This is a genomic window from Bradyrhizobium canariense, assembly GCF_018130465.1.
In the GTDB taxonomy this organism is placed as follows: Bacteria; Pseudomonadota; Alphaproteobacteria; order Rhizobiales; family Xanthobacteraceae; genus Bradyrhizobium; species Bradyrhizobium canariense_C.
The window spans coordinates 658,039-682,960 of the sequence record NZ_JAFCKJ010000003.1; the positions used below are offsets into that span (position 1 = coordinate 658,039).

The window sequence follows — 24,922 nt, forward strand, 5'->3', positions numbered from 1 at the left end:
TGACAAGGCCGCATGCTGTCCATCACCGACCTCTCCATCCGCCTCGCCGGACGCCTTCTGATTGACCAGAGTTCCGTGCAGATCACGCCCGGATCCCGCGTCGGCATGGTCGGTCGCAACGGCACCGGCAAATCGACCCTGTTCAAGGTGATCCGCGGCGAGCTCGCGGCCGAGCACGGCACGGTGACCCTGCCGCCCCGCTGGCGCGTCGGCAGCCTCGCGCAGGAAGCGCCGAACGGCCCCGAGAGCCTGATATCGGTCGTGCTCAAGGCCGACCTCGAGCGCGACGCGCTGCTCACCGAGGCCGAGAGTGCGACCGATCCGCACCGGATCGCCGAGATCCAGACCCGGCTGGTCGACATCGACGCGCATTCGGCACCGAGCCGTGCCGCCGCCATCCTTTCCGGCCTCGGCTTCTCCGCCACCGACCAGCTCCGCCCCTGCGCCGAATTCTCCGGCGGCTGGCGCATGCGCGTCGCGCTTGCCGCAACGCTGTTCGCCGCTCCCGACCTGTTGCTGCTCGACGAGCCCACCAACTATCTCGACCTCGAAGGCACGCTGTGGCTCGAGGATCACCTCGCGCATTATCCGCGCACCGTGATCGTGATCAGCCACGACCGCGACCTGCTGGAAAGCTCGGTCGACCAGATCCTGCATCTGGAGCGCGGCAAGCTCACGCTCTACAAGGGCACCTACTCCTCGTTCGAGGAGCAGCGCGCCATGCGCGAGATGCTCGATGCCAAAGCGGTCAAGCGCCAGGAAGCCGAACGCGCCCGCCTGCAGGCCTTCGTCGACCGCTTCAAGGCGAAAGCCTCGAAAGCCCGCCAGGCGCAGTCCCGTGTGAAAATGCTGGAGCGGCTGAAGCCGATCACGGCGCTGGTCACCCAGGACGTACGCGAGATCAGCTTTCCCGCGCCGGAGAAAATCCTGTCGCCGCCGATCATCGCCGCCGACAACGTCGTGGTCGGCTACGATCCGAACACGCCCGTGCTTAACCGCGTCACCTTGCGCGTCGACAATGACGACCGCATCGCGCTCCTTGGTTCCAACGGCAACGGCAAGTCGACGCTGGTGAAACTGCTCGCGGGCCGCCTCGCGCCGTTCTCGGGCAAAGTGACCCGCGCCGACAAGCTCTCGATTGCCTATTTCGCCCAGCACCAGCTCGACGAATTGAACGAGGATGCCTCGACCTACGACCACGTCCGCAAGCTTATGGGTGAAGCGCCTGAGGCCAAGGTGCGCGCACGCGCCGGCGCCATCGGATTCTCCGGCAAGGCGGCCGATACCAAGGTCGGAAAATTGTCGGGCGGCGAGAAGGCGCGCTTGCTGCTGGGACTTGCGACCTTCTTCGGCCCCAACATGATCATCCTGGACGAGCCGACCAACCATCTCGACATCGACAGCCGCGCCGCGCTCGCGGAAGCCATCAACGAATTCCCCGGCGCCGTCATCATGGTTTCGCACGACCGCTATCTGATCGAGTCCTGCGCCGACCAGCTCTGGATCGTCGCCGACCGCACCGTGACCAATTACGACGGCGACCTCGACGAATATCGCCGCCTAGTGCTGTCCGCTCGCAATGGCGAGCCCGCCCCGCGCGCGCGCAGCGTGGCGAGCGAGAAGCCGCAGCGTCCGAGATCGGACAATCGCGGCTCGCTGAAGAAGCGTATCGCCGAAGCCGAGTCCGAGATCGCCCGCGTCAGCGACATCATCAGCAAGATCGACACTGCGCTGGCCCTGCCCGACATCTTCACCCGCGACCCCAAGCAGGCCGCGCAACTGTCGAAGGCCCGCGCGAACGCAGCCGACGCGCTGGCGCGCGCCGAGGAGCTGTGGCTCGAGGTGAGCACGCAGTTCGACGAAGCGGCGGGATAACGTCTCCGCTTACCCGCACGCGCAGGGATGGCTCAGTCGGCAAACTGGCCGGTTGCCGTGATCATGGGCGCCCAGCGGTCGATTTCACTCGCCAACATTGCGCCCAACGCCTCGGGCGTTGCCTTGTCCTGCGGGACCGGCTCCGTGTTGATGTCGTTGAACCGGGCGATCAGCGTGGGATCCTTGAGTGCGGACTGGAGCGCTGCCGTCAGCTTCTGAACGACCGCCGATGGTGTGCCCTTGGGGGCATAGATGCCGTGCCAGACGCCAAGTTCGAACCCTTTGAGGCCGGCCTCGTCAGCCGTCGGCAGATCGGGCAAGCTCTTCAGCCGCTCCTTGGTGGTGATCGCATAGGCCTTGACCTGCTTCGCCATGATCGGGCCGGTCGTGTTCGTGGCCTGGTCGCAGGTGAGGTCGATCTGCTTGCCGAGGAGATCGTTCATGATGGGGCCGTTGCCCTTGTAGGGCACCGCGGTGAGCTGCTTCTGGATCGCCGTCATGAACAGCATGCCGCAGAGATGCGAGGCCGCTCCGAGCCCGGCATTGGCGTAGGTCAACTTGTCGCCCTGCTGCTGGGCGTAGGCGACCAATTCCTTCAGCGTGTCGGCCGGAAAATCCGCACGCGCGATGATGGTCATCGGCGCATTGGTCACAAGCCCGATCGGCGCAAAGGCCGTCTTCGTGTCATAGCTGAGGTTGCGGTACAGTGTGGCGGCGGTCGACAGGCCGACATGATGGATCAGCAGCGTGTATCCGTCGGGCTGGGCTCGCGAGGCGCGGGTCGTGGCGATGGTGCCACCCGCGCCGGGAGCGTTCTCGACGATGACCTGTTGGCCGAGCGATTTCGTCATGCCTGCCGCGGTCAGACGAGCAATGGTGTCCGTAGGTCCGCCGGCGGCGAACGGCACCAGCATGGTGACGGGCCTGACTGGATAGTCCTGGGCGAGCGCCGCGCCAAACGGCAAGAGCAGAGCCGACACGAGGGCAATGAGCCGCATAGTTTCCTCCAAATTTCAGCTTGCTCCTATGTACGCATTCCGGGCTGCGCGGCCACACGAAAACGACTTCATCGAGAGTGGCGCGCCCGCGGCATGGTGTAGCTGCCGAAAAACCCGATCGGTTCTCAGCGCGCCTCGCGAAACTTCCTCGGCAACAGGCGGGAACTAGCGCTCCCGCATGATCTCGTGCCGGTAGCGCTGCAGGGGCGACAGGAGATAGCTCAGGATGGTGCGCGAACCGGTCCTGATCTCGACGGTCACCGCCATCCCCGGGGACAGATTGACGAGGCGGTCGTCCACCTGCATCTGGTTGCGAGCGAGCGAGATGCGGGCGCTGTAGCTCAACTCCTGCCCGCTGGGCTCGCTGCTGTCGCGTTGCGTCCCAAGCGCACGGTCACTCCCGCGCTCCTGGGGCCGGTCGCGGATGATGGCGTCCTGCGAGACGCTCAGGACCTGGCCTGCGAGAAGCCCGTAGCGGGTGAAATTAAAAGTGTCGATCTTGATAGCGGCGCCCTGCCCGGCCTCGACAAATCCGATATCGCGGTTGGAGATCATCGCCTCGATCTCGAGCCGCGTATCGGTCGGCACGATCACAAGCAGCGACTGCGCGGGCGTGACTACGCCGCCCACGGTGTGGACCGCAAGCTGTTGCACGACGCCGTCGACCGGCGACGTCAGTTGCTGAAGCCTCGTCCTCTGCTGCGCCTTGATTAGATCGCGTGCGACGCCATTGGCTTTCTGTTCGCTCTTGGCAAGCTCGTCGGAGAGACTTTTCCTGTACTCGGCCAGGGCCTGGATGCGGGTCTCCCGGATTGCGGCGACGGCCGCCTCGGCCTCCTTCAAGCGGCTGCTCTGGACGCGAAGCTCCTCCTGCTGCTCGATCTGGAGCTGGAGGGTCTCATAGTAGGTCAGCTTCGAGCCGATCTCCTTCTCCATCAGCGTCTTGCGGATCTCGACACGCTGCTGGGTGACCGGCAGCAACGCATCAAGCTTGTGAATCGTCGCAGCAATCGTCTGATGTTCGGCCTCCTTCTGCGCTTCCTGGCGTGCCAGCGCCGCGAGCTTGGCCCTGCTCTCGCTGACCTGATTGGCGAGGAGCTGCCGTTGCGTCGCGACCAGCATGGGATCGGCGTCCTCCGGTACGACGAGATCGGCGGACACCTCTTCTCCGCCCGTCAATGCGGCGCGGAGGCGCGCAACGTTGAGCCGCTCGGCCATGAGATCGTCGTGCAGACGATCGCGCTCTGCGGCATTTACGGTCGGATCAAGCTCGATCAGCAGGTCGCCCGATTTGACCGATTGCCCGTCCTGCACGTGAATGGCGCGCACCACGCCGGTCTCGAACGGCTGGACCACCTTGCTTCGCCCGCTCGACACGACCTTGCCGGTTGCGGACGCCACGATGTCGATCGTGCCCCAGGCCGACCAGGCCAGCGCCGCGCAGACAAGCAGCATCAGGGCTATGGCAATGGCGCGGCCGATCGGCGATGGCGGTGTTTCCGTGATTTCCAGCGCCGCCGGCAGGAAGGCGACTTCCTCGGCGCGCCGGCCCTTTCCATTCCGGAACGGGATCACGGTCTGCTCCGGCCGAGCGGCCGGCACCGTGCTAGCCGACCTCATAAATGCCTCCCTGGAGACGATGCAGGGCGGCGTAGCGGCCGCCGGTCTTGATCAGCGCATCATGCGTGCCGTCTTCAACCAGACGGCCGCGTTCCAGGGTGAAGATGCGATCGGCGCCGCGGACGGTGGACAGACGGTGCGCGATGATCAGGACGGTGCGGCCTTTCGCAATTTCCTTCATGTTGTCATGGATGATCCGCTCGCTCTCATAGTCGAGCGCGCTGGTGGCTTCATCGAAGATCAGGATCCGGGGATTGCCCACCAGCGCGCGGGCGATTGCGATGCGCTGGCGCTGCCCGCCCGAGAGCGTCGAGCCACGTTCGCCGACCACCGTATCGTAGCCCTCGGGGAGCTCCAGAATGAAATCATGCGCGCCGGCAAGCTTCGCCGCGTCGATGATGCGATCCATCGGCAGGCTCGGATCGGCCAGCGCGATGTTGTCGCGCACCGACCGGTTGAACAGCATGTTGTCCTGGAGCACGATTCCGATCTGCCGACGGAGACCCGCCGGGTCGGTCGTCATCAGATCCATGCCGTCGACCAGCACCCGGCCGCCTTGCGGAACGTAGAGCCGCTGCACCAGCTTGGCGAAGGTGCTTTTGCCCGAGCCGGACGATCCGACGATGCCGACGGTTTGTCCGGCTGGAATGTCGAATGAGACATCGTGCAGGATCTCCGGCCCATCGGGCCGGTAGCGGAAAGACACGTGCTCGAAGCGGATGTTGCCCCGGATCGGCGGCAGCCCCGCGCGGGCGGCGGAGTAAGCCGGCTCCGCCGCGCTGTTGAGGATGTCGCCGAGCCGCGCGATCGACAGTCGCGCCTGATGAAAATCCTGCCAGACCTGCGCGAGCCGCAGCACCGGGGCCGACACCCGCCCTGCGAAGATGTTGAAGGCCACGAGCTCGCCGACGGTCAAAGCGTCACCGATCACCAGCCTGGCGCCGACATAGAGAATGGCGGCGGTAACGATCTTGCTGACGAGCTGCACGAGCTGGCTAGCCGTGTTGCCGAGGCTGGTGACACCGAAGCTCGCGGAGACGTAGCCTGCGAGCTGCTCTTCCCAGCGGCGCTGCATCTGCGGCTCGACCGCCATCGCCTTCAGCGTTTCGATGCCGTTGACGCTCTCGACCAGGAAGGCCTGGTTCTCGGCGCCGCGGCGGAATTTCTCGTCCAGCCTGCGGCGAAACAGCGGCGTCGCCACGGCCGAGATCGCGATGTAGAACGGGAACGACGCCAGCACGATGAAGCTCATCTGCGCCGAATAAGCGAACATCACCGCCATGAACACCGAGGTGAAGACCAGGTCGATGAGAAGCGTCAGTGACGAGCTGGTGATGAAACTGCGGATGTTCTCGAGCTCACGGACCCGCGCCACGGAATCTCCGACGCGCCTGGCCTGAAACCAGGCCATCGGCAGCGCCAGCAGATGGTGAAACAGGCGTGCCCCGAGCTCGACATCGATGCGGTTGGTCGTGTGCGCAAACAGGTAATTGCGCAGGATCCCGAGCACGGTGTCGAACAGGGAGACGACGACGAGGCCGATGACGAGCACGTCGAGCGTGGACAGCGACCGGTGCACCAGCACCTTGTCGATCACGACCTGGAAAAACAGCGGCGAGACCAGCGCAAAAAGCTGGAGGAAGAACGAAGCCGCCAGCACCTCGCCCAGCAGCCGCCGATATTTGCCGATCGCGCCGATGAACCAGGTGATATCGAAGTGCCGCCCGAGGTCGGACAGGCCTGCGCGCCGGACCATCAGGATCAAGCCGCCGTCCCAGATCGCGCACAGCTCGTGGCGATCCATCAGCACCGGGCCCTGCGCCTGCGGAGACTGCACCAGCACCTTGTCGGCGGAGGCCTTTGCGATGACCATGAAGCCGCCGTCCCGCAGCATTGCGATCGCAGGCAGCGGGGTGTCCGACAGACGGCTCCACTGCGTTCGATAGGTTCGCGCTTTAAGTCCGAGAGACCTGGCGCAGCGGACCATATCCGCTGCGCCGAAGCTTGCCGCGCCTAGCCGGTGCCTGAGCTGCGCGCGATCGGCCGCAACACCTTGCAGGTGCAGCAGCGTCAGCAACGCATCGAGCCCCGTATCGGCGGAGACCGCGTTCGTCGTCATGAGCGTTCTCCGGGCCGATGCGGCCGGCTTCAGGCGTGCTGCGGCGGTGCGAGCACCTGGCTCTGCATCGCGTGCGGATCGGGCAGCGGCATCTCGCCGTTCCCCTCACCTGCCGGGACGAAGCTGGCCGCCATGGCCTGGTTGAGCAGCATCGCGGCCGCGAACGCTCCGCCCCGGATGACGACGTTGTTGCCGGTGCCGCCGTCCAGGATGTCGAGGCCGCCGCCGCCGATCAGCACGTCATCACCGGCACCACCCGCCAGCGTGTCGTTGCCCGGGCCGCCGATCAGCACGTCGTCGCCGTTGCCACCATTGGCAACGAGCTGGATGCCGCCGTGCAGACCGGAGGCCGTGATGACGTCGTCGCCATCGAGACCGTTGATGACGATCCTGTCGCCCGCGCCGGCATCGGTGATGTTGATGTCCTGGCCAAGCCCCGACACCGTGATGATGCCGTCGTGCTCGGTCACCGTGATGACGTCGTTGCCGCCGGTTGCGTTGATGGTCACGGTATCCGCGGCGCCGTCATTGGCGCCGAGATCGAGGTCGACCTGGCTCACGCCGGTGCCGGAGAGGTCGCCGACGGTAATGTTGTCGGCACCGCCGAGGGCATTGAAGTCGACATGTTCGACCCCGTTCAGATCCATCGCGATGGCGGCGACGTCCCGCGTGAACAGCACCCGGCCGCCATTGGCCGAAATGTTGATGTTCTCGCTGATATTGGCGCCGTTGAATGCCAGCGTGTCCGTGCCCTTGCCGCCTTCGACGGTGTCGCTGCCGTCGCCGGGGTTCCAGACGAAGGTGTCGTCGCCCGCGCCGAGATTGGCGAAATCGTTGCCGCGTCCGCCGTTCACAATGTCATTGCCGGCACTGCCGGTGATGGTGTCGTTGCCGTCGCCGCCGTTGATGTTGAGGCTGAACGACTGTCCCGCCTTGATGGAAGACGCATTGATGACGTCATTGCCTTGTCCGCCGTTGATGCCGAGCACATCACCGGCGTCCGCGTGCGCAATCGTCACCTGCGCAGCGAGGCCGTTGACCACGATCGATCCGCCGGCGGTCACGACCGATATGCTGTCGTCACCGGTCGTGCCGTTCACGGTCACACGGTCCGCCGCTCCGTCGCCGCTCAGGCTGCCGGGGCTGGCACTGAGATCGATGGCAACCTGCGCGATTCCAGTCCCGGTCAGATCGTTGACGGTGATGTTGTCGGCGCCGCCTGCTGCCGCGATCTGCACGTGCTCGATGCCATTGAGGTCCATGACGACAGCAGCGACGTCACGGGTGAGAAGCGCACGGCCTCCGTTCGCAGAGATCGACATGTTCTCGGCCACATTGGAGCCGTTGAAAACCATCGTGTCAGTTCCCGTGCCCCCTTCGACAACGTCGCTGCCGTCACCGGGATTCCACGTGAAGATGTCATCGCCTGCGCCGAGAAGCGCGACGTCATTGCCGCGGCCGCCGATGACCTTGTCGTTGCCGTCGCCGCCGATCAGGGTGTCGGCGCCCTGGCTGCCGGTGATGGTGTCGTTGCCCGCGCCGCCGTCGATGGTCAGCCCGATCGCCGCGCCGAGCGTGGATGCATCGATCACGTCGTTGCCGCCGAGCGCCTGCACGACCAGCCGGTCGTTGCCGGCCTCTGCGTTTGCGATCGTCACGACCTCCGGCAGCCCCGTGACCGTGACCGTTGTGCCCGTGGCTGTGACCTCGATGTGCTGATTGCCGTTGCTGCCGTTGACGGTCACCGTATCAGCTGCGCCGTCGCCTTGCGTCCCTCCCGGAACGGCTCCGAGATCAACCAGCACCTGCTTGACGCCGGTCCCGGTGAGGTCGCCGACGGTGATGTTGTCGGCGCCGCCGCGCGCATCGAATTCGATCTGCTCGACGCTGTTGAGATCCATCGTGATGTTGGCGACGTCGCGGGTGAAGCGCACCCGGCCGCCATTGGCCGAGATGTTGATGGTCTCGTTGATGTTGGCGCCATTGAAAAGCAGCTTGTCGCTGCCCGAGCCGCCCTCGACCGTGTCGCTGCCGTCACCGGGGTTCCAGATGAAAGTGTCGTCGCCACTCCCGAGCTGGGCGACGTCGTTGCCGCGTCCGCCGTTGACGATGTCGTCGCCGCTGCCGCCGATGATGACGTCGTTGCCGTCGCCGCCGATGATCCTGTCGTTGCCGGCGCCGCCATCGAGCGTCAGCGAGATCAGGCTGCCGAGCCCGTTGCCCGCGGTGATGACATCGTCGCCTCCGCCACCGTGCAGAACGAGATTTTCCGTCGTGCCGATGTCGAGCGAGAACGGCGCCGCGCCCGTCCCGTCGAGCCGCACGCGGGTGCCGTTCGCCGTGATCGTGAAGGCCTCGGCGCCGTTGCTCCCGTTGACCTCGGCTGTATCGTTGCCCTCCCCGCCTTCGAGCAGGTTGGTGCCGCCGCTCGGATTCCAGACCATGACATCGTCGCCGGCCTCGCCGAACAACTGGTTGTCGCCGCTGCCCCCGTCCAGGATGTCGTTACCCGCGCCGCCGAACAGCAGATCGTTGCCGCCGCCGCCCTTGATCAAATCGTTGCCGGCCTGGCCAAACAGAAGGTCAGCCCCCGAGCCGCCCGTGATCCTGTCATTGCCGTCACCGCCGAAGATGTGCACCGCGGGCATCGGACCGTGGCATTCGTTGACCGTGATCGTGTCGTCACCGGCTTGACCGAAGATGTCGATCGCGGTGGTGTTGTCGACCGTGGGTTCGCCACCAACCGTTTTCACGTGCCCGTTGTTGACCAGGATGCGGCCGGACTTGTCGCGACTTATCACGAGGCCGTTATTCGCGCTGTCGCCAAAAATGGTGAGTTGCCCCGTAACCGGGGAAAACACAGAGGTAATGGACATCCAAATGATCCTTCCGACCTAGCCCCTCCTCTCGGTGCGTAGCATTCGCGCACATGACATTCTTGAACCGTTGCTTGAGACGCGCGTGATTATTCTGGAGATTTCCTCCAGTTTTGCTTCGGGGCAGTTTTTGACAGCGGATACGAAGGCTCTCTCATCACGAATCGCCTGATCACGGATCACGCGTAACGACCCCGTGATTGTCAAACGCGCGCGGAAGAACCGCGGCTCGATACGAGCGCGCAGTTTGACGAGGCTGCGGGGTAGCTCCTGGCGCGCACACCAGGCCGAACGAAAATTGCACATGCGGTCTCGACGCATTTGGTACTATGCTGGGCATCGGAATTGGCGTCAGCATATAAGCGGACGATCCCACTCCATGGTTGAGAGCGACCTGCATTTCCGGCCCAATCGATATCCAGACAAGGAATATTTGAGGGAGATCTCAGATGTCATCACCGGAGCCTATCAAATTCACGGACGGTGCAGCTTACGAACGCTTCATGTCCCCCTGGAGCCGATCGGCCGGCACCCTGTTCCTCGATTGGCTGGCGTCACGCACCGGACTGGCCTGGGTGGATGTCGGTTGCGGCAACGGCGCGTTCACTGAGCTCCTTGTTGCGAAGTCCGCCCCTTCGTCCGTTTGCGCGATCGATCCCTCCGACGGACAGATTGCGACTGCTCGCCAGAAACTATCAGCAAAGCAAGTCGAGTTTTCGATTGGCGATGCGATGGCACTTCCCTACGACGCCAACCGCTTCGACGTCGCGGTGATGGCGCTGGTGCTGTTCTTCGTCCCCGACGCGCACAAAGGTGCCTCGGAAATGGTCCGCGTCACCAAGCCCGGCGGCATGGTCGCATCCTACACCTGGGACATCTTGCGGAGCGGCTCGCCCACGCAGCCCCTATGGGAAGAGATGGACGCTCTCGGCAAAGCTGCGCAGCGCCCGCCGAGCGCGGATGTATCGCGGTTCGAGGCACTGAAGGCGCTTTGGGCGAAGCTCGGCATCCGCGATGTCGAAACTCGCGAACTGGTCGTCGAGCGAACGTTTGCGAATTTCGATGACTACTGGCTGTCGATGGTCGTCAGCAGCCCGGCCGGCGTATTGGGAAGGCTGTCGGAGACAGAGAGCGCGGAGCTCAAACGCCGGCTACAGGCACGATTGCCGGCGAGCGCGAACGGAGAGATCACGGTTCACGCCTCGGCCACCGCAATCAAGGGATGCAAAGCCGCTTGACGATGGGGACGAGCATCCGCGGCTGATCGTTTCGACAGCCGCAACCAGCTTCAGGGCAAATGGCCGACCCGTGTTACGCCGCCGACTTCTTCTTCGGCTTCGGCTTGGTCGCCTTCGGCGTCACCGGCGCCTCCGGCGTGCCCTCGATCGATGACAGGCGGCCGGCCGTGAACGTGTAGATGCCGGCGCGCGGACCTGTGGTCCAGGTCACCACGGCGACGCGCCTGCCGATGGCATCACCGGAGAGGTTGACGCTCGAGGGCGCACCGATACCGCGCACCACGTCGCATTCGGTGTGGCCGAGCGCAACGGTGCCACCCATGGGCGCCGGCGCCGTCGTCGATGCATTGGCATCGGCCGGCCCGGGGGGCGGCGCCATGCCGGCACAGCCCCCGTCCGCGCTGACCAGATCCTCGGCCCCAACCGGCTTGTCGGGGGTCAGCGGCGGCGACTCAATTGAGATGCTTTTGATGAACAGGCGGCTGGGCGTGTTGAACCACTGGGTATCCCTGGACAACAGATCGGTCCCGCCCGAACAACCCGCGACCAGCGGGGCTACGGCAGCCAACGCAACTATGAGCGAGCTGGGAAGCTTTTGATGTCGCACGATAAACTAAATTCCCCGCCTGAAGGATCGTCCCTAAGCAATTGTCCCAACATCACTTTGCGGCACGAAGGTGACAAAAGTCATCATCACCCGAAAAGTGCAAATTATCATTAATTGCGAGCGACCGCTAATTCCGCTTCTGCCACCGGCCCCGCTCGTCGGCCTGCCAATAGGTGACATCAAATCCCCGCGCCTTGCAATCCGTCCAGGCGCTGCGGGCGAACGCAAGCGCATCCGGATCGTCGCCGTTGAACAGCAGCACCATGCGCTCATAGCTCTGTGCGTCCTGCGGCAGCGCGGCGTTGTCGACCAGGAAGCGGACATTGGCACCGTTCGGATTGTCTTCCTCGACGGCCAGCACGATCGGCTGATCGGCGGCGTCGCTCACCCGCGATGTCGCGTGCGGCAGGAAGGAATCGTCGCGATAGGTCCACAAGTGCGCGTCGAGCGCATCGGCGCGCTCCGGCGAATTCGACTGCACCACGACGCGCCAGCCGCGCTCGAGCGATTTCTCGAGAAGCGGCGGCAACACGTTCTCCACCGTCATGTTTTGCAAATGGTAGAACAGTACTTCAGTCATCTTGGGTCATTTGCGCTCGTAATGGTCGGCGACCAGACGGTCGAGCAAGCGAACGCCATAGCCGCTTCCCCAGCTGTGGTTGATGTCGGTCTTCGGCGCCCCCATGGCGGTACCGGCGATGTCGAGATGCGCCCAGGGCGTGCCGTCCACGAAGCGCTGGAGGAACTGCGCCGCGGTGATGGAGCCGCCATGGCGGCCGCCGGTGTTCTTCATGTCGGCGAACTGGGAATCGATCAGCTTGTCGTATTCAGGGCCAAGCGGCAGGCGCCAGACCTTCTCGCCGCTCTCGATGCCGGCCGCCAGCAGCCGCTCGGCGAGCTCGTCATTGTTGGAGAACATGCCGGCATGATCGGTGCCGAGCGCGACCACGATCGCGCCGGTCAGCGTCGCCAGATCCACCATGAATTTCGGCTTCGTTTTCTTGGCGACGTACCAGAGCACATCGGCAAGCACCAGGCGGCCTTCCGCGTCGGTGTTGATGATCTCGATGGTCTGGCCCGACATCGAGGTGACGATGTCGCCCGGGCGCTGCGCGTTGCCGTCCGGCATGTTCTCGACGAGGCCGATGGCGCCGACGACGTTGACCTTGGCCTTGCGCGCCGCGAGCGCATGCATCAGGCCGACGACGCAGGCAGCGCCTCCCATGTCGCCCTTCATGTCCTCCATGCTGCCGGCCGGCTTGATCGAAATGCCGCCGGTGTCGAAGCAGACGCCCTTGCCGACGAAGGCAACCGGTGCCTCGCCTTTCTTGCCGCCATCCCAACGCATGATCACGGTGCGGCTCGGCCGCGCCGAGCCCTGACCGACGCCGAGCAGCGCGCCCATGCCGAGCTTGTCCATCGCCTTGACGTCGAGCACCTCGATCTTGACGCCGAGCTTGCGGAGCAAGCCTGCGCGGCGCGCGAACTCCTCGGGAAAAAGCACGTTCGGCGGCTCGTTGACGAGGTCGCGCGCAATGATCACGCCGTCCACGATCGCACCGGCCGATGCAAACGCCTTCTTCGCGGCGACGACATCGCCGACCGCAAGCGAGATGTCGGCACGCGAACCGCCCTCCTCGCCGTCCTTCTTCTTGGTCTTGTAGCGGTCGAACTTGTAGCTGCGCAGCCGCAGGCCCGAGGCGATCGCGACCGCCTGCTCGCTCGTCATGGCGCCATTGGGCAGTTCTGCCATGATGGTCATGGTCGCCGCCCCGGCCGGAAGCTTGCCCGCCGCCACGCCGCCGAATTTGAGGAAGTCGTTAGCCTTCAGGCCGGCCGCCTTGCCGGCGCCGATCACGATCAGACGGGTAGCCTTCACGCCCTCCGGCGCAAGGATGTCGAGCGCAGCACCGCTTTTGCCTTTGAAGGCGGCGGCGGAGGCCGCCCGCTTCACGAGTTCGGTGGCCCCGCCGAGCGCCTTGGCGGTCGCCGGGCCGAGCTTCAGAGTGTCGTCGCAGAACACGACCATGATGCCACGGACGGCGGCAGACAATGGAACGAAGCCGACCTTGATGGCATCGGACATGAGTAACTCCTCCAAAACATGGGGCTTTTACCGATCGGCGGTCCCGGCCACGGGCCGGAGCTGAACGGCGATTCACTGAGCGTGCCGCACTATGGGCCACCGGCCCGGCAGATGCCAAGCACCCCCCGTGGCCGCGAGGCCACAACGAGGGAAATATTAACCATATATTGAGGGTGCCACGGAGCAGCCATTTTGTTGACGGATCAAAGGGATGGTAGTGAGAGTGTAAGCCGGCGGATGAGATGGTTGGCCGACCTTGGGGATCCCCTTGCGGGGATTGGTTGGACAGCCGAAATTTCGGCCGGCATTGGGGACTTGGTGGGATTCGTGCGGTAGCGCATGGGGTCAATCGATAGGTATATCTTCCGCACGACGCTCGCGTCGTTTGCGCTGGTCCTGGTCAGCCTCACGGGCGTGATCTGGATTACGCAGGCGTTGCGCGGCATCGACCTGATGACGAGCCAGGGTCAGACCATCCTGACCTTCCTCGGCATCACCAGCCTCGTCGTGCCCGCGCTGGTCCTGATCATCTCGCCGATCGCGCTGATGATCGCGATCTCGCATACGCTGAACAAGCTCGCGACCGATTCCGAGATCATCGTGATGAATGCCGCCGGCTTCTCGCCGTTCCGGCTGTTCTATCCGTTCTTCTACGCCACCTGCGTGGTGGCGCTGCTGGTCGCCTTCATCGCGGCCTATCTCGCCCCCGACGGCATGCGGCGGATCAAGCAGTGGGACGCCGAGATCACCGCCGACGTGCTCACCAACATCCTGCAGCCCGGCCGCTTCGCCCAGCTCGACAAGAACCTGACGATCCGGATTCGCGAACGCCAGCCCGGCGGCATCCTCGCCGGCATCTTCATCGACGACCGCCGCGATCCGAACGAGCGGGTCTCGATCGTCGCCGAGCACGGCGAAGTCGTGAAGAACGAGACCGGATCGTTCCTGGTGCTGGAGACCGGCAATCTCCAGCGCTTCGAGGCCGGAAAGCACGATCCCGCGCTGGTGGCGTTCGGCCGCTACGGCTTCGACATGTCGAAATTCTCGGGCCAGGGCCGCGACGTCACCCTCGGCATCCGCGAGCGTTATCTCTGGGAGCTGCTCTCACCGTCCGAGGACGATCCCGTCTACAAGCAGATTCCCGGCCAGTTCCGCTCGGCCCTGCATGACAGCCTGTTGGCGCCGATCTATCCGTTCGCCTTTGCCGTGCTGACCTTCGCGTTTCTGGGGGCGCCTCGCACCACGCGCCAGAGCCGCAATTTCTCGATCGGCTCATCGATCCTCGCAGTGTTCGGCCTGCGCATGGCCGGCTTCGCCTGCTCGGTGATGGCGGTGAAATCGCCGGGCGCGGTGCTGGTCCAATATGCGATGGTCTTTGGTGCCATCGGCATCGGGCTGGCGATCATCATCGGCGGCCTCGTGGTCGAGCCGCCGCCGCGCCTCATGGAGGCCATCAACAGGTCGAACGCGCGCATCGCGCGGCTGTTCGGACGGCCGGCCACCGCATGAGCATGCTCACCAACACACTCGGGCGCTATTTCGCCGGCCGTTTCGTGGTCGCGGCGCTCGGCGTGTTCGCCAGCATTTTCCTGCTGCTGGTGCTGGTCGATTACATCGAGATGGTGCGCAAGACCTCGGGCCTTGCATCCGCCTCCGCGGTCATGGTGGCCGAGACCTCGCTGTTCCGCGTGCCGCAGCTGCTGGAGAAGCTGACGCCGTTCTGCATGCTGATCGGCGCCATGACCTGCTATCTCGCCCTCTCCCGCCGGCTCGAGCTCGTGGTCGCGCGCGCCGCCGGCGTCTCAGCATGGCAATTCATCTCGCCGGCGCTCGGCAGCGCGCTGCTGATCGGAGTGATCGCCACCGTCGCCTACAATCCGATGTCGGCCAATCTGCGCGAGCTCTCCAAGCGCATGGAAGCCGAGCTGTTCGGCTCGGCGCCCGGCGGCGGCATTCAGGACGCCTCCGGCTTCTGGCTCAATCAGGTCACCAATGACGGCCAGACCATCATCAACGCGGCGCGCAGCGAGCAGCAGGGCGTCCGGCTCACGGGGCTCACGCTGTTCCGGTTTGACACAGAGCAGCACTTCAAGGAACGGGTCGAGGCGCGCGAGGCGACGCTCGAGTCCGGCCGTTGGCTGTTCAGGGGCGTCCGCCGCTTCTCGCTGGACTCGCCGCCGGTCGACCAGGCCAGCCTGGAGATTCCGACGACGCTGACCGAGGCGCAGGTCCGCAACAGCTTTTCCACACCCGAGACTGTGTCCTTTTGGCAACTACCGAGCTACATCCGCTCTTCCGAAAGCTCGGGCTTCGCGACAGCCGGATACCGACTCCAGTATCAGAAGCTCCTGGCGCAGCCGTTTTTGCTAGCTGCAATGGTGATGCTCGCGGCCTCCGTGTCGTTGCGTTTCTTCCGGATGGGCGGCGTGCAGAAGATGGTTTTGAGTGGCGTGGGCGCAGGCTTTCTGCTCTACGTTCTGTCGAAAGTGACTGAAGATTTGAGCAAGGCTGAGTTGATGCATCCGATCGCTGCGGCGTGGTTGCCCGCGGTGGTGGGCGGCCTCACCGGCTTTTTGGCCTTGCTGTATCAGGAGGACGGATAGTGACGGCCGTCCACCGAGGGCCCGTGTCTCGTTTGACGCGGCGCACATTGGTGCGCGCGAACGGGTGTGGCTTGTCCATTCGCAGGTTCCTGCTTGCTGTCGCCGCCGTGGCATCGCTCGGTGGCCTGATGGACGTTGCCGCCGTGGCGCCGGCCTCCGCCCAGAGCTTCACCTACAATCCGCTGCCGCCGCGTCCGAAGCCGCCGAAGGCCGTCAACGACAACCAGATGCTGGTTCAGGCGACCGAGGTCGACTACGACTACAACAATTCGCGCGTCTCCGCGGTCGGTAACGTCCAGCTGTTCTACAACGGCACCAGCGTCGAGGCCGACAAGGTCATCTACGACCAGAAGACCAAGCGGCTCCATGCCGAAGGCAACATCCGCATGACGGATGCCGACGGCAAGATCACCTATGCCGAGATCCTGGATCTCTCCGACGACTACCGCGACGGTTTCGTCGATTCGCTGCGCGTGGACACGGCCGACCAGACCCGCATGGCCGCGAGCCGCTCCGACCGCTCCAGCGGCAACTACACGGTGTTCGAGAACGGTGTCTACACGGCCTGCGCGCCGTGCAAGGACGATCCGAAGAAGCCGCCGCTATGGCAGGTCAAGGGTGCGCGCATCATCCACGACCAGCAGGAGAAGATGCTGTATTTCGAGACGGCGCAGCTCGAATTCTTCGGCGTGCCGATCGCCTATATGCCCTATTTCTCGACGCCCGATCCGACCGTGAAGCGCAAGACCGGCTTCCTGATGCCGGGCTTCACGTCGAATACGCCGTTCGGCTACGGCGTCGAGGTGCCGTTCTACTGGGCGATCGCGCCCGACATGGACGCGACCTTCAGCCCGCGCATCACGTCCAAGCAGGGCGTGCTGTTCCAGGCCGAATTCCGCCAGCGCCTGATGGACGGCGCCTATCAGATCCGCGTCTACGGCATCGACCAGCTCGATCGCAGCGCGCTCGCCGGCCAGCCCGGCGACAAGCAGTTCCGCGGCGCGGTCGACACCAAGGGTCAGTTCGCGCTGAACGACAAATGGGTCTGGGGTTGGGACGGCGTCCTGATGTCCGACTATTATTTCTTCTCGGACTATCGGTTGTCGCAATATCGCGATCCGCTGGGCTCGTTCCTGTATCTGCCGACGGATGCTCTCTCGCAGCTTTACCTGACCGGCGTCGGCAATCGCAGCTTCTTCGACGCGCGCACGATGTACTGGCTGAGCTACTCGGGCAACCAGAGCCAGGTGCCCGTCGTCTACCCCGTGATCGACTACTCGAACGTGCTGAACTATCCGGTGTTCGGCGGCGAGTTCAGCTACAAGACCAATTTCGTGAACCTGTCGCGTGACACCGCGGTGTTCGATCCGATCACGACGGTCGCCAACACCAACAGCCTGTGCACGACGGCGTCGGCCGATCCGCTCGCGCGCACGCCGTCGCAGTGCCTGCTGCGCGGCTTCCCGGGCACCTACACCCGCCTGACGGCCGAAGCGCAGTGGCGCAAGTCCTACACCGATCCGTTCGGTGAAATCTGGACGCCGTTCGCCATTCTCCGCGCCGATGCGATCAACTCCTCGGTCTCCAACCAGCCGGGCGTGTCGAACTATCTTCCTGTCGGCGACACCCAGGCGTTCCGCCTGATGCCGACCGTGGGCCTCGAATACCGCTACCCCTTCATCAACGTTCAGCCCTGGGGCTCGACGACCATCGAGCCGATCGCGCAGATCATCATCCGGCCGAACGAGACCTATGCCGGCAAGCTCCCCAACGAGGACGCGCAGAGCATGGTGTTCGACGCCTCGAATCTGTTCAGCGTCGACAAGTTCTCCGGCTACGACCGCGTCGAGGGCGGCGGCCGCGCCAATGTCGGCGTGCAGTCCACCACGCAGTTCGACAGGGGTGGCGCCGTCAAGGTGCTGTTCGGCCAGTCCTACCAGCTGTTCGGCATGAACTCCTACGCGGTCCAGGATTCCATCAATACGGGCCTCGATTCCGGCCTCGACAAGCCGCGCTCCGACTACGTGGCGAGCGCCAGCTACTCGCCCAACAGCACCTATACGTTCAGCGTCCGCTCCCGCATGGACGAGCAGACCTGGAACGTCCAGCGCTTCGAGGCGGAAGGCCGCGCCAACTTCAATCGCTGGTCGGTCAGCATGTTGTACGGCAATTACGCGGCACAGCCGGAACTCGGCTATCTGACCCGCCGCGAGGGCATCCTGACGTCAGGCTCGATCAAGGTCGCGGCCAATTGGGTGGTCACGGGCTCGGCGCGCTGGGACCTGGAGGCCAACAAGATCAACCAGTATGTGCTCGGTGCCGGCTATGTCGACGACTGTTTTGTGCTCGGCTTGAACTATGTAACTGCGTATAGCTATTCCGCGGGCTCGACGCCGCCCACCCTGAACCACGCCATCATGTTCCAGATCGGCCTGCGCACGCTGGCGAACACAGCGACGACCAGCGGTTCCGGCGGCGGCCTCCAGTGATCGGTTTGAAAGTGCCGGCCGCGTGTTCCCGTTCGCAGGTTCACCGCGGCTGACATGCGAGCGACAAATATGACGATCCCATTGCCTGTCTTCCGCCTCTTCCTCGTCCTCGCCGCCCTGCTCCTGGCCGGCGCACCGGCGCGCGCGCAGAACATCGTGGTGATGGTCAACGGCGATCCCATCACCGACTTCGACATCGAGCAGCGCTCCAAGCTCGACCAGCTGACGACGCAGAAGACACCGGCCCGTCAGGAGGTCATCAACGAGCTGATCGACGACCGGGTGAAGATGAAGGAAGGCAAGAAATACGGTGTCGACCCCGGCGTCTCCGACATCAACCAGTCCTACGAGGGCATGGCGCAGCGCATGCGCATCTCGCCGGACCAGCTCACCAAGTCGCTCGAAACCAAGGGCGTCCGCCCCGAAACCCTGAAGAGCCGCATGAAGGCCGAGATGGTCTGGACCAGCCTCGTGCGCGGCCGCTTCAAGGAGAAGCTGATGGTCGGCGAGAAGGACGTGGCGCAGGCCGTGCAGGCCCAGACCGGCGACAAGCTGCAGATCGAGGGCACCGAATACAAGATGCAGCCGATCGTGCTGATCGTGCCGCGCGGCTCGTCGCCGGCGTTCCTGGAGACGCGGCATAAGGAAGCCGAGCAATATCGCTCGCGCGTCGGAAGCTGCGAAGAAGCCAATTCGTTGTTCCGTTCCACGCCGAACGCCACCATCCGCGACATCGTCACCAAGACCACGGCGGAATTGCCCGAGGCGCTGCGCAAGGTGCTCGACGACACGCCGATCGGCCACCTGACCGCGCCCGAGACGACCAAGGCGGGCATCGAGATGGTGGTGCTGTGCTCGCGCAAGCCGACCATGATCGACACGCCGAAGAAGCGCGAGGTCCGCGAGAAGATGTATCAGGAGAAGTACGAGAAGACCCAGAAGACCTATCTCGAGGAGCTCCGCAAGGCGGCGATGATCGAGTATCGCAACCGCTGATGGCCAAGCAGCCTGCCAAGCCCCTCGCCCTGACGCTGGGAGAGCCTGCCGGCATCGGCCCCGACATCACCATCGCAGCCTGGCTCAAGCGCCGCGAACTGGGCCTGCCCGCCTTCTATCTGCTCGGCGACGAGGCGCTGATCGCCCGCCGCGCCAAAGCGCTCGGCGCCGACGTCAGGATCGCTTCGGTGAGCGCCAGCGAGGCCGGGGCCGCCTTCCCTGAGGCCCTGCCCGTGGTTGCGACCGGCGAGCTCGCGAGCGCCGAGCCCGGCAAGCCCGACGCATCGAGCGCCCCGGCCGCACTCGCCTCGATCCGCCAGGCCGTCACTGATGTCCGCGAGGGCCGCGCCGGCGCCGTCGTCACCAATCCGATCGCCAAGAGCGTGCTCTATCGCGCCGGCTTCCGCCATCCCGGCCATACCGAATTCCTCGCCGAGCTCGCCGCCGAGGACGGCCGCGTGCCGCAGCCGGTGATGATGCTGTGGTCGCCGCGGCTCGCCGTGGTGCCCGTGACCATCCACGTCTCCTTGCGCGATGCACTGGCCCAGCTCACCAGCGAGCTGATCATCTCGACCGTGCGCATCGTCGCGACCGAACTCAAATCCCGCTTCGGCATCTCGAATCCGCGCGTCGCGATCTCCGGCCTCAATCCGCACGCGGGCGAGGACGGCTCGCTCGGCCACGAGGAGCAGACCGTGATCGCGCCGGCGCTCAAGACATTGCGCAGCGAGGGCATCGAGGCGAAGGGACCGCTCCCCGCCGACACCATGTTTCACGAAGCCGCGCGAAACGGCTATGACTGCGCCGTCTGCATGTACCACGATCAGGCGCTGATCCCGATCAAGACGGTGGCCTTCGACGACGCGGTCAACGTCACGCTCGGCCTGCCCTTCATCCGCACCTCGCCCGACCACGGCACCGCCTTCGACATCGCCGGCACCGGCAAGGCCAATCCGGCAAGCCTGATCGCCGCGTTGATGCTTGCGAGCCGGATGGCGGCTGCGAAAACCCGATGAGCGCGATCGACGACCTCCCGCCGCTTCGCGAGGTCATTCGCCAGCACGCTTTGTCGGCGCGCAAATCGCTCGGCCAGAACTTCCTCCTCGACCTCAATCTCACCGCGCGCATCGCGCGTGCGGCGGCTCCGCTCGAGGACTCCACCATCGTCGAGATCGGCCCCGGCCCGGGCGGGCTGACGCGCGCCTTGCTCGCGCTCGGCGCCAGGCGCGTCATCGCCATCGAGCATGACGAGCGTGCGATCCCCGCCTTGCAGGAGATTTCCGCGCGCTATCCCGGCCGCCTGGAGATCGTGCATGGCGACGCCATGACCTTCGACCCGCGCCCGCTGTTATCAGGCGAAAGAGCAAAAATCGTCGCGAACCTGCCCTACAACATCGCGACCCACCTCCTGATCGGCTGGCTCACGACCGAGCCGTGGCCGCCCTGGTACGACATGATGGTCTTGATGTTCCAGCGCGAGGTCGGCGAGCGCATCGTCGCATGTGAGGACGAGGAGGCCTATGGCCGGCTCGGCGTGCTCGCCAACTGGCGCTGCGAGACCAAGATCCTGTTCGACATTGCGCCGTCCGCCTTCGTGCCGCCGCCGAAGGTCACGTCTTCCGTCGTGCGACTGATACCGCGCGAAAAACCTCTCGCCTGCGATCGCAAGCTGCTCGAACAGGTCGCGGCCGCCGCCTTCGGCCAGCGCCGCAAGATGCTGCGGCAAAGCCTGAAGTCGCTGGGCGCCGATCCCGCGCGGCTGGCGCATGCTGCCGGCGTCGATGCGACGCGGCGCGCCGAGACCGTTCCGATCTCCGGCTTTGTTGCCATGGCCCGTGAATTGGCCAATATACGAAGCGAAACAGAGAGATAATTTCGGAGGAAGAAATATGGCGTTGATGCGTCGCCAGTCCCTGGTCAAGTTCGATGCGCCGCTGTGCGAGACCATCGTCGACACGCCAAAACCGCAAGGACGAGAGGTCCTGGTGCGCATCGAGCGCTGCGGCCTCTGCCACTCCGATCTGCACATCCAGGACGGCTACGCCGATCTCGGCGGCGGCAAGAAGCTCGACACCACGCGCGGCATGACGCTGCCCTTCACGCTCGGTCACGAGATCGCGGGCGTCGTCGACGAAGTCGGCCCCGACGTGTTCGCCGGTCTCGTCGGCAGCAAGAAGGCGGTGTTTCCGTGGATCGGTTGCGGCCAGTGCCGCGACTGCGCCAATGGCGACGAGAACCTCTGCGCCAAACAACGCTTCCTCGGCGTCTCCATCGACGGCGGCTTCGCCACCCACGTGCTGGTGCCCGACGCGAAATATCTGCTCGACTACGATCCCCTGCCCGTCAACCAGGCCGCGACCCTGATGTGCTCCGGCGTCACCGCCTATGGCGCGCTCAAGCGCCTGGTCGATCGTCCGCGCCAGCGCAACCTCCTGCTGATCGGCCTCGGCGGTGTCGGCATGATGGGCCTCTCCTTTGCAGAGGCCATGTTCAAGCAGCCGATCACGGTCGCCGACCTCAGCAGCGCCGCGCGCGAGACCGCGCTGAAGAACGGCGCGGCGGTGGCCTACGATCCGGCCGAGCCCGACGTGATCAAGCGTATCCTCAAGGAGACCGAGGGCGGCTTCGACGAGATCGTCGATTTCGCGGGTAACGAGAAGTCCATGGCCTTCGCGGTCGCCGTCGCCGCGCGCGGCGGCAAGATCGTGGTCTCCGGCCTGATGGGCGGCCAGTTCACGCTGCCGATGGTGCAGTGGGTCTACAAGCGCATGACCATCGAGGGCTTCATGGTCGGCACGCTCACCGAGGCCCAGGAGCTGATGGCGCTCGCCCGTGCCGGCAAGATCAAGCCGACGCCGATGCGCGAGGAGCCGATGGGCGACGTCCAGACATGGATCGACGAGCTTCGCGCCGGCAAGGTCGTCGGCCGCATCGTGCTCAAGAACTGAGTTTTGCGAAGAGCCTCACTCGTCGCCGCGCTTTCCCCGGAGCAATTAACTCGAAATTGACGCAAGGCGCGGTTCCGAATAGGGGAACCCGCTCCCTGCGGATTAGGGTCCTCGCCAGCTCTCTCTTTTGGAATTCTGGTGGGACCATGCAGACTATTCGCCGCTTTCTGGCCGACGAGTCCGGCGCCACCGCGATCGAGTACGGCCTCATCGCCGCCGGCATCGCGCTCGCGATCATCGCCGTCGTCAACAACCTCGGTGTAACGCTGAACAAGAAGTTCACCTCGATCAGCACCTCGCTGAAGTAACGCGGGAGCGCGTGCGTTCGCTGCAACTCGCCTTGGGCGCGGAACGTCGGCGGCCGCGCCGCGTTGGCAGCGCATGTCAATTCGCTGCACCGTCGAGAGCGCATTCTTCATCGCCTGGAGCTTCCTGGAGCAGAGCGGAGAGCTCGGCTCTCCGGACGAGACGGCGAACGTCCTTCTCGACGCCATCGAAGCCCAGCTCAGGACCGGCGAACGCCGGCAGCTGATGCTCGCCAACAGGGCGATCGATGCCTACCGCGCGCACGCGGAAAAATGCCGGTCCGCGCACGACCGCGAAGCACGCTTCGGCTGATGGACATTCTCGCCGCCCTCGGGCCCGCCGGCCCGGCGGCGTTCGAGGTATAGGCCGGCGGTCCGTCGGGCAGAGTGCACGGGGTACGGCGCTCCGCGACGAGGACGCTACGCCGATCCGCGCGCCTGCTGTGTGCACTCCTGCACGGAGCTCGTGAAGTTGAAGGCCGCAGGGGTTCGGCCGCGCCATGTGCCTCGCGTGCCATATGCTTCGCGTGCCATGTGCCTCGCCAGCAATTTCCGGAATTCCGCAGGCCGGAGGCCACTTTTTCAACGGCTGAAAAACGCCTTGTGTGCACTTTGGAACCGTCGGCTCCGTCACGGAAACGTAGGGTTCTGGCCGGTGCCGATTCCCGGCCAGAGCAAGACATGTGACCGGTCGGCCCCAGAACGATCTTCTCCAGCAGCTCAGCCACACGGATTTCGAACTGCTCGCGCCGCACCTCCAGCCGGTCGAACTCGAGGCGAGCCACATCCTGCATCACGCCGGCGACGAGGTGGCGGCGGTGCATTTTCCCTGCCGCTCCACGCTCGTGTCGTTCGCCGTACCGGTCGAGGACGATCGCGAGGTCGAAAGCCTGCTGGTAGGGCGCGAGGGCGCGGTGGGCATTGCCGCCGGCCGCAGTGCCTCGATCGCCTATTCGCGCATCGTCGTGAAGCTGGGAGGCGCCCTGTTGCGGCTGCCGCTGCGCGCGCTCGAGCAGGCCCAGCAGAGGTCGGCCACGCTCCAGCAGGTCTTCTCGCGCTATGGCGACTGCCAGTTCGCGCAGCTGCTCCAGACCGCGGCCTGCAATGCCGCGCATTCGATCGAGCAGCGCGCCGCCAAGTGGATCATCTCCGCGCAGGAGCACGTCGGCAGCCCCGAGATCCCCCTTACCCACGAGCAGCTTGCCGGCCTGCTCGGCGTGTCCCGCAGCTATGCCAGCCGCGTCATCCAGATGTTCAAGGCGAGGCGAACCCTCGCGACACGCCGTGGCGCCATCCTGATCCTCGACGCGCCGGCGCTCGAAGCCAGAGCCTGCCGTTGCAACGATTGGGTGAAGAAGCATTTCGGCGAAGTGCTGGGCGGGCGGCAGCTGCCCGACGGCTGACACTTTGCCGCTTCACGCGAGGCGTCGGGCAACACACCCCGTCAAGCCCTCCGCGCAAAAACATTTCACTTTTCCGAATTTCGGATTTATGGCATACAGCCCGCATCCCGGCCCTGCCAAAGGGGCGTTCGCGACCGTCACGACATGCGGGCCGGGTGGCGGTGGACGCGGCAGCGTCGGCGCGGGCAGCGGGATGACAGGGCGGGCAACCGTGAGTCCTCACGCGACGCGGTACGACACGGCGCTGGAGAGCGGGCTTGTCGGTCGTCAAGGGTGAGCACACGCAAGCCCTCGACGATTTGGGCGGGACCGTCCGCGGACGGAGAAGTCGTGTGGTCCTGACGCCCGGGGTCTGTGCGTCAAGCCTCGCGGTGATGTGGCGGCCCGACCGGGCGCGCGCATCAGCGATCGGCGGGGCGACGGGGGCAATAGTGCATCGCTCCCCGGGGAGAGCACGAAGGACACCGTTAAAACCATCCGCGCAGGGAAGGCCGGGCGATCGGCCACCCCATCGGTCCACCCCGTGTGCACTCCTGTAGCGCACGGACCAGCGGGTGCCGCCGGCGCCCGGCCTTCCCTGCGCCCTTTGGCCTTCATTGGGCGATGAACGGCAGCAAGGCTCGGGCAGAATCTGTCGCGGGAACGCGAAGCCGCGTTCGCAATCTGGATCGAGCGCCCCTTCTATTTCACCGTCACCCTGAGGTGCCGGAGCGTAGCGGAGGCCTCGAAGGGCGACGGCCCGGCTGCCGGTTCGGCCGT

19 protein-coding genes are annotated in these 24,922 nt (G+C 65.1%); 12 read left to right on the forward strand and 7 right to left on the reverse strand.

Features of this window, described 5'->3' with window-relative positions; all coding sequences use genetic code 11:
- Window positions 1-12 precede the first annotated feature (12 nt).
- The gene (locus JQ591_RS11985) at window positions 13-1,875 is read left to right on the forward strand and encodes an ABC-F family ATP-binding cassette domain-containing protein (protein ID WP_211396181.1); all 1,863 of its coding nucleotides are present in this window, start codon (window positions 13-15) and stop codon (window positions 1,873-1,875) included.
- A 32-nt stretch (window positions 1,876-1,907) separates the two neighbouring features.
- On the opposite strand, the gene JQ591_RS11990 is transcribed toward JQ591_RS11985, so the two are convergent.
- From JQ591_RS11990 to JQ591_RS12005, 4 genes are all read right to left on the reverse strand, one after another.
- On the reverse strand, window positions 1,908-2,873 hold the full coding sequence (locus JQ591_RS11990) for a tripartite tricarboxylate transporter substrate-binding protein (protein WP_211396182.1): 966 nt from the start codon (window positions 2,871-2,873) through the stop codon (window positions 1,908-1,910).
- Between the two features lie 165 nt (window positions 2,874-3,038).
- Window positions 3,039-4,493 (reverse strand): HlyD family type I secretion periplasmic adaptor subunit, encoded by a 1,455-nt coding sequence (locus tag JQ591_RS11995; RefSeq protein WP_211396183.1) that lies wholly within the window; start codon window positions 4,491-4,493, stop codon window positions 3,039-3,041.
- Window positions 4,480-6,612 carry a type I secretion system permease/ATPase gene (locus tag JQ591_RS12000; protein ID WP_211396184.1) on the reverse strand — a complete coding sequence of 711 codons (2,133 nt, stop codon included), beginning with the start codon at window positions 6,610-6,612 and terminating at the stop codon, window positions 4,480-4,482. Before JQ591_RS12000 ends, JQ591_RS11995 begins: the two co-directional genes overlap by 14 nt.
- A 29-nt stretch (window positions 6,613-6,641) precedes the next feature.
- The gene (locus JQ591_RS12005) at window positions 6,642-9,488 is read right to left on the reverse strand and encodes a beta strand repeat-containing protein (RefSeq protein WP_211396185.1); all 2,847 of its coding nucleotides are present in this window, start codon (window positions 9,486-9,488) and stop codon (window positions 6,642-6,644) included.
- 503 nt (window positions 9,489-9,991) lie between these two features.
- Here JQ591_RS12005 and JQ591_RS12010 point away from each other — a divergent pair.
- Window positions 9,992-10,726 carry a class I SAM-dependent methyltransferase gene (locus tag JQ591_RS12010; protein WP_249136774.1) on the forward strand — a complete coding sequence of 245 codons (735 nt, stop codon included), beginning with the start codon at window positions 9,992-9,994 and terminating at the stop codon, window positions 10,724-10,726.
- 73 nt (window positions 10,727-10,799) lie between these two features.
- Here JQ591_RS12010 and JQ591_RS12015 read toward each other — a convergent pair whose 3' ends face one another.
- The 3 genes from JQ591_RS12015 to JQ591_RS12025 form a co-directional block, all read right to left on the reverse strand.
- Window positions 10,800-11,294, reverse strand: coding sequence for a hypothetical protein (locus tag JQ591_RS12015; RefSeq protein ID WP_211396187.1), 495 nt, complete (start codon window positions 11,292-11,294; stop codon window positions 10,800-10,802).
- Between the two features lie 166 nt (window positions 11,295-11,460).
- Complete coding sequence (locus JQ591_RS12020) at window positions 11,461-11,913, reverse strand: DNA polymerase III subunit chi (RefSeq protein ID WP_211396188.1); 453 nt, start codon at window positions 11,911-11,913, stop codon at window positions 11,461-11,463.
- A gap of 6 nt (window positions 11,914-11,919) precedes the next feature.
- Window positions 11,920-13,419, reverse strand: a complete 1,500-nt coding sequence (locus JQ591_RS12025; protein ID WP_211396189.1) for a leucyl aminopeptidase — start codon at window positions 13,417-13,419, stop codon at window positions 11,920-11,922.
- A gap of 339 nt (window positions 13,420-13,758) precedes the next feature.
- On the opposite strand from JQ591_RS12025, the gene lptF reads away from it, so the two are divergent.
- The 10 genes from lptF (at window position 13,759) to JQ591_RS12075 (ending at window position 24,163) form a co-directional block, all read left to right on the forward strand.
- Window positions 13,759-14,928, forward strand: a complete 1,170-nt coding sequence (lptF, locus tag JQ591_RS12030) for an LPS export ABC transporter permease LptF (protein WP_211396190.1) — start codon at window positions 13,759-13,761, stop codon at window positions 14,926-14,928.
- The gene (lptG, locus tag JQ591_RS12035; RefSeq protein ID WP_211396191.1) at window positions 14,925-16,022 is read left to right on the forward strand and encodes an LPS export ABC transporter permease LptG; all 1,098 of its coding nucleotides are present in this window, start codon (window positions 14,925-14,927) and stop codon (window positions 16,020-16,022) included. Before lptF ends, lptG begins: the two co-directional genes overlap by 4 nt.
- Window positions 16,022-18,511: an LPS-assembly protein LptD gene (locus tag JQ591_RS12040; RefSeq protein WP_211396192.1), complete on the forward strand. Its 2,490-nt coding sequence runs from the start codon at window positions 16,022-16,024 to the stop codon at window positions 18,509-18,511. The genes lptG and JQ591_RS12040 overlap by 1 nt, the downstream gene beginning before the upstream one ends.
- A gap of 69 nt (window positions 18,512-18,580) precedes the next feature.
- A complete protein-coding gene (locus JQ591_RS12045) occupies window positions 18,581-19,507 on the forward strand; it encodes a SurA N-terminal domain-containing protein (protein ID WP_211396193.1) in 927 nt (308 codons plus the stop codon).
- Entirely contained in the window at window positions 19,507-20,523 is a 1,017-nt protein-coding gene (gene pdxA / locus JQ591_RS12050; RefSeq protein ID WP_211396194.1) for a 4-hydroxythreonine-4-phosphate dehydrogenase PdxA, read from the forward strand. Before JQ591_RS12045 ends, pdxA begins: the two co-directional genes overlap by 1 nt.
- On the forward strand, window positions 20,520-21,380 hold the full coding sequence (rsmA, locus tag JQ591_RS12055; protein WP_211396195.1) for a 16S rRNA (adenine(1518)-N(6)/adenine(1519)-N(6))-dimethyltransferase RsmA: 861 nt from the start codon (window positions 20,520-20,522) through the stop codon (window positions 21,378-21,380). The genes pdxA and rsmA overlap by 4 nt, the downstream gene beginning before the upstream one ends.
- Before the next feature lie 16 nt (window positions 21,381-21,396).
- Window positions 21,397-22,455, forward strand: coding sequence for an alcohol dehydrogenase (locus JQ591_RS12060; RefSeq protein WP_211396196.1), 1,059 nt, complete (start codon window positions 21,397-21,399; stop codon window positions 22,453-22,455).
- A gap of 146 nt (window positions 22,456-22,601) precedes the next feature.
- Window positions 22,602-22,763 (forward strand): Flp family type IVb pilin, encoded by a 162-nt coding sequence (locus JQ591_RS12065; protein WP_211396197.1) that lies wholly within the window; start codon window positions 22,602-22,604, stop codon window positions 22,761-22,763.
- 73 nt (window positions 22,764-22,836) lie between these two features.
- A complete protein-coding gene (locus JQ591_RS12070) occupies window positions 22,837-23,073 on the forward strand; it encodes a hypothetical protein (protein WP_211396198.1) in 237 nt (78 codons plus the stop codon).
- Window positions 23,074-23,443: 370 nt separating this feature from the next.
- The gene (locus JQ591_RS12075; protein WP_211396199.1) at window positions 23,444-24,163 is read left to right on the forward strand and encodes a Crp/Fnr family transcriptional regulator; all 720 of its coding nucleotides are present in this window, start codon (window positions 23,444-23,446) and stop codon (window positions 24,161-24,163) included.
- Window positions 24,164-24,922: the final 759 nt, after the last annotated feature.

Excerpts from the sequence above, each read along its gene's own strand:
- JQ591_RS12020 (WP_211396188.1), bottom strand. The coding sequence starts at position 11,913 with ATGACTGAAGTACTGTTCTACCATTTGCAAAACATGACGGTGGAGAAC.
- rsmA (WP_211396195.1), top strand. The coding sequence starts at position 20,520 with ATGAGCGCGATCGACGACCTCCCGCCGCTTCGCGAGGTCATTCGCCAG.
- JQ591_RS12000 (WP_211396184.1), bottom strand. The coding sequence starts at position 6,612 with ATGACGACGAACGCGGTCTCCGCCGATACGGGGCTCGATGCGTTGCTG.
- JQ591_RS12010 (WP_249136774.1), top strand. The coding sequence starts at position 9,992 with ATGTCCCCCTGGAGCCGATCGGCCGGCACCCTGTTCCTCGATTGGCTG.
- JQ591_RS11990 (WP_211396182.1), bottom strand. The coding sequence starts at position 2,873 with ATGCGGCTCATTGCCCTCGTGTCGGCTCTGCTCTTGCCGTTTGGCGCG.
- JQ591_RS12070 (WP_211396198.1), top strand. The coding sequence starts at position 22,837 with ATGTCAATTCGCTGCACCGTCGAGAGCGCATTCTTCATCGCCTGGAGC.
- JQ591_RS12025 (WP_211396189.1), bottom strand. The coding sequence starts at position 13,419 with ATGTCCGATGCCATCAAGGTCGGCTTCGTTCCATTGTCTGCCGCCGTC.
- JQ591_RS12045 (WP_211396193.1), top strand. The coding sequence starts at position 18,581 with ATGACGATCCCATTGCCTGTCTTCCGCCTCTTCCTCGTCCTCGCCGCC.
- JQ591_RS12005 (WP_211396185.1), bottom strand. The coding sequence starts at position 9,488 with ATGTCCATTACCTCTGTGTTTTCCCCGGTTACGGGGCAACTCACCATT.
- pdxA (WP_211396194.1), top strand. The coding sequence starts at position 19,507 with ATGGCCAAGCAGCCTGCCAAGCCCCTCGCCCTGACGCTGGGAGAGCCT.
- JQ591_RS11985 (WP_211396181.1), top strand. The coding sequence starts at position 13 with ATGCTGTCCATCACCGACCTCTCCATCCGCCTCGCCGGACGCCTTCTG.
- JQ591_RS12060 (WP_211396196.1), top strand. The coding sequence starts at position 21,397 with ATGGCGTTGATGCGTCGCCAGTCCCTGGTCAAGTTCGATGCGCCGCTG.
- lptG (WP_211396191.1), top strand. The coding sequence starts at position 14,925 with ATGAGCATGCTCACCAACACACTCGGGCGCTATTTCGCCGGCCGTTTC.
- lptF (WP_211396190.1), top strand. The coding sequence starts at position 13,759 with ATGGGGTCAATCGATAGGTATATCTTCCGCACGACGCTCGCGTCGTTT.
- JQ591_RS11995 (WP_211396183.1), bottom strand. The coding sequence starts at position 4,493 with ATGAGGTCGGCTAGCACGGTGCCGGCCGCTCGGCCGGAGCAGACCGTG.
- JQ591_RS12065 (WP_211396197.1), top strand. The coding sequence starts at position 22,602 with ATGCAGACTATTCGCCGCTTTCTGGCCGACGAGTCCGGCGCCACCGCG.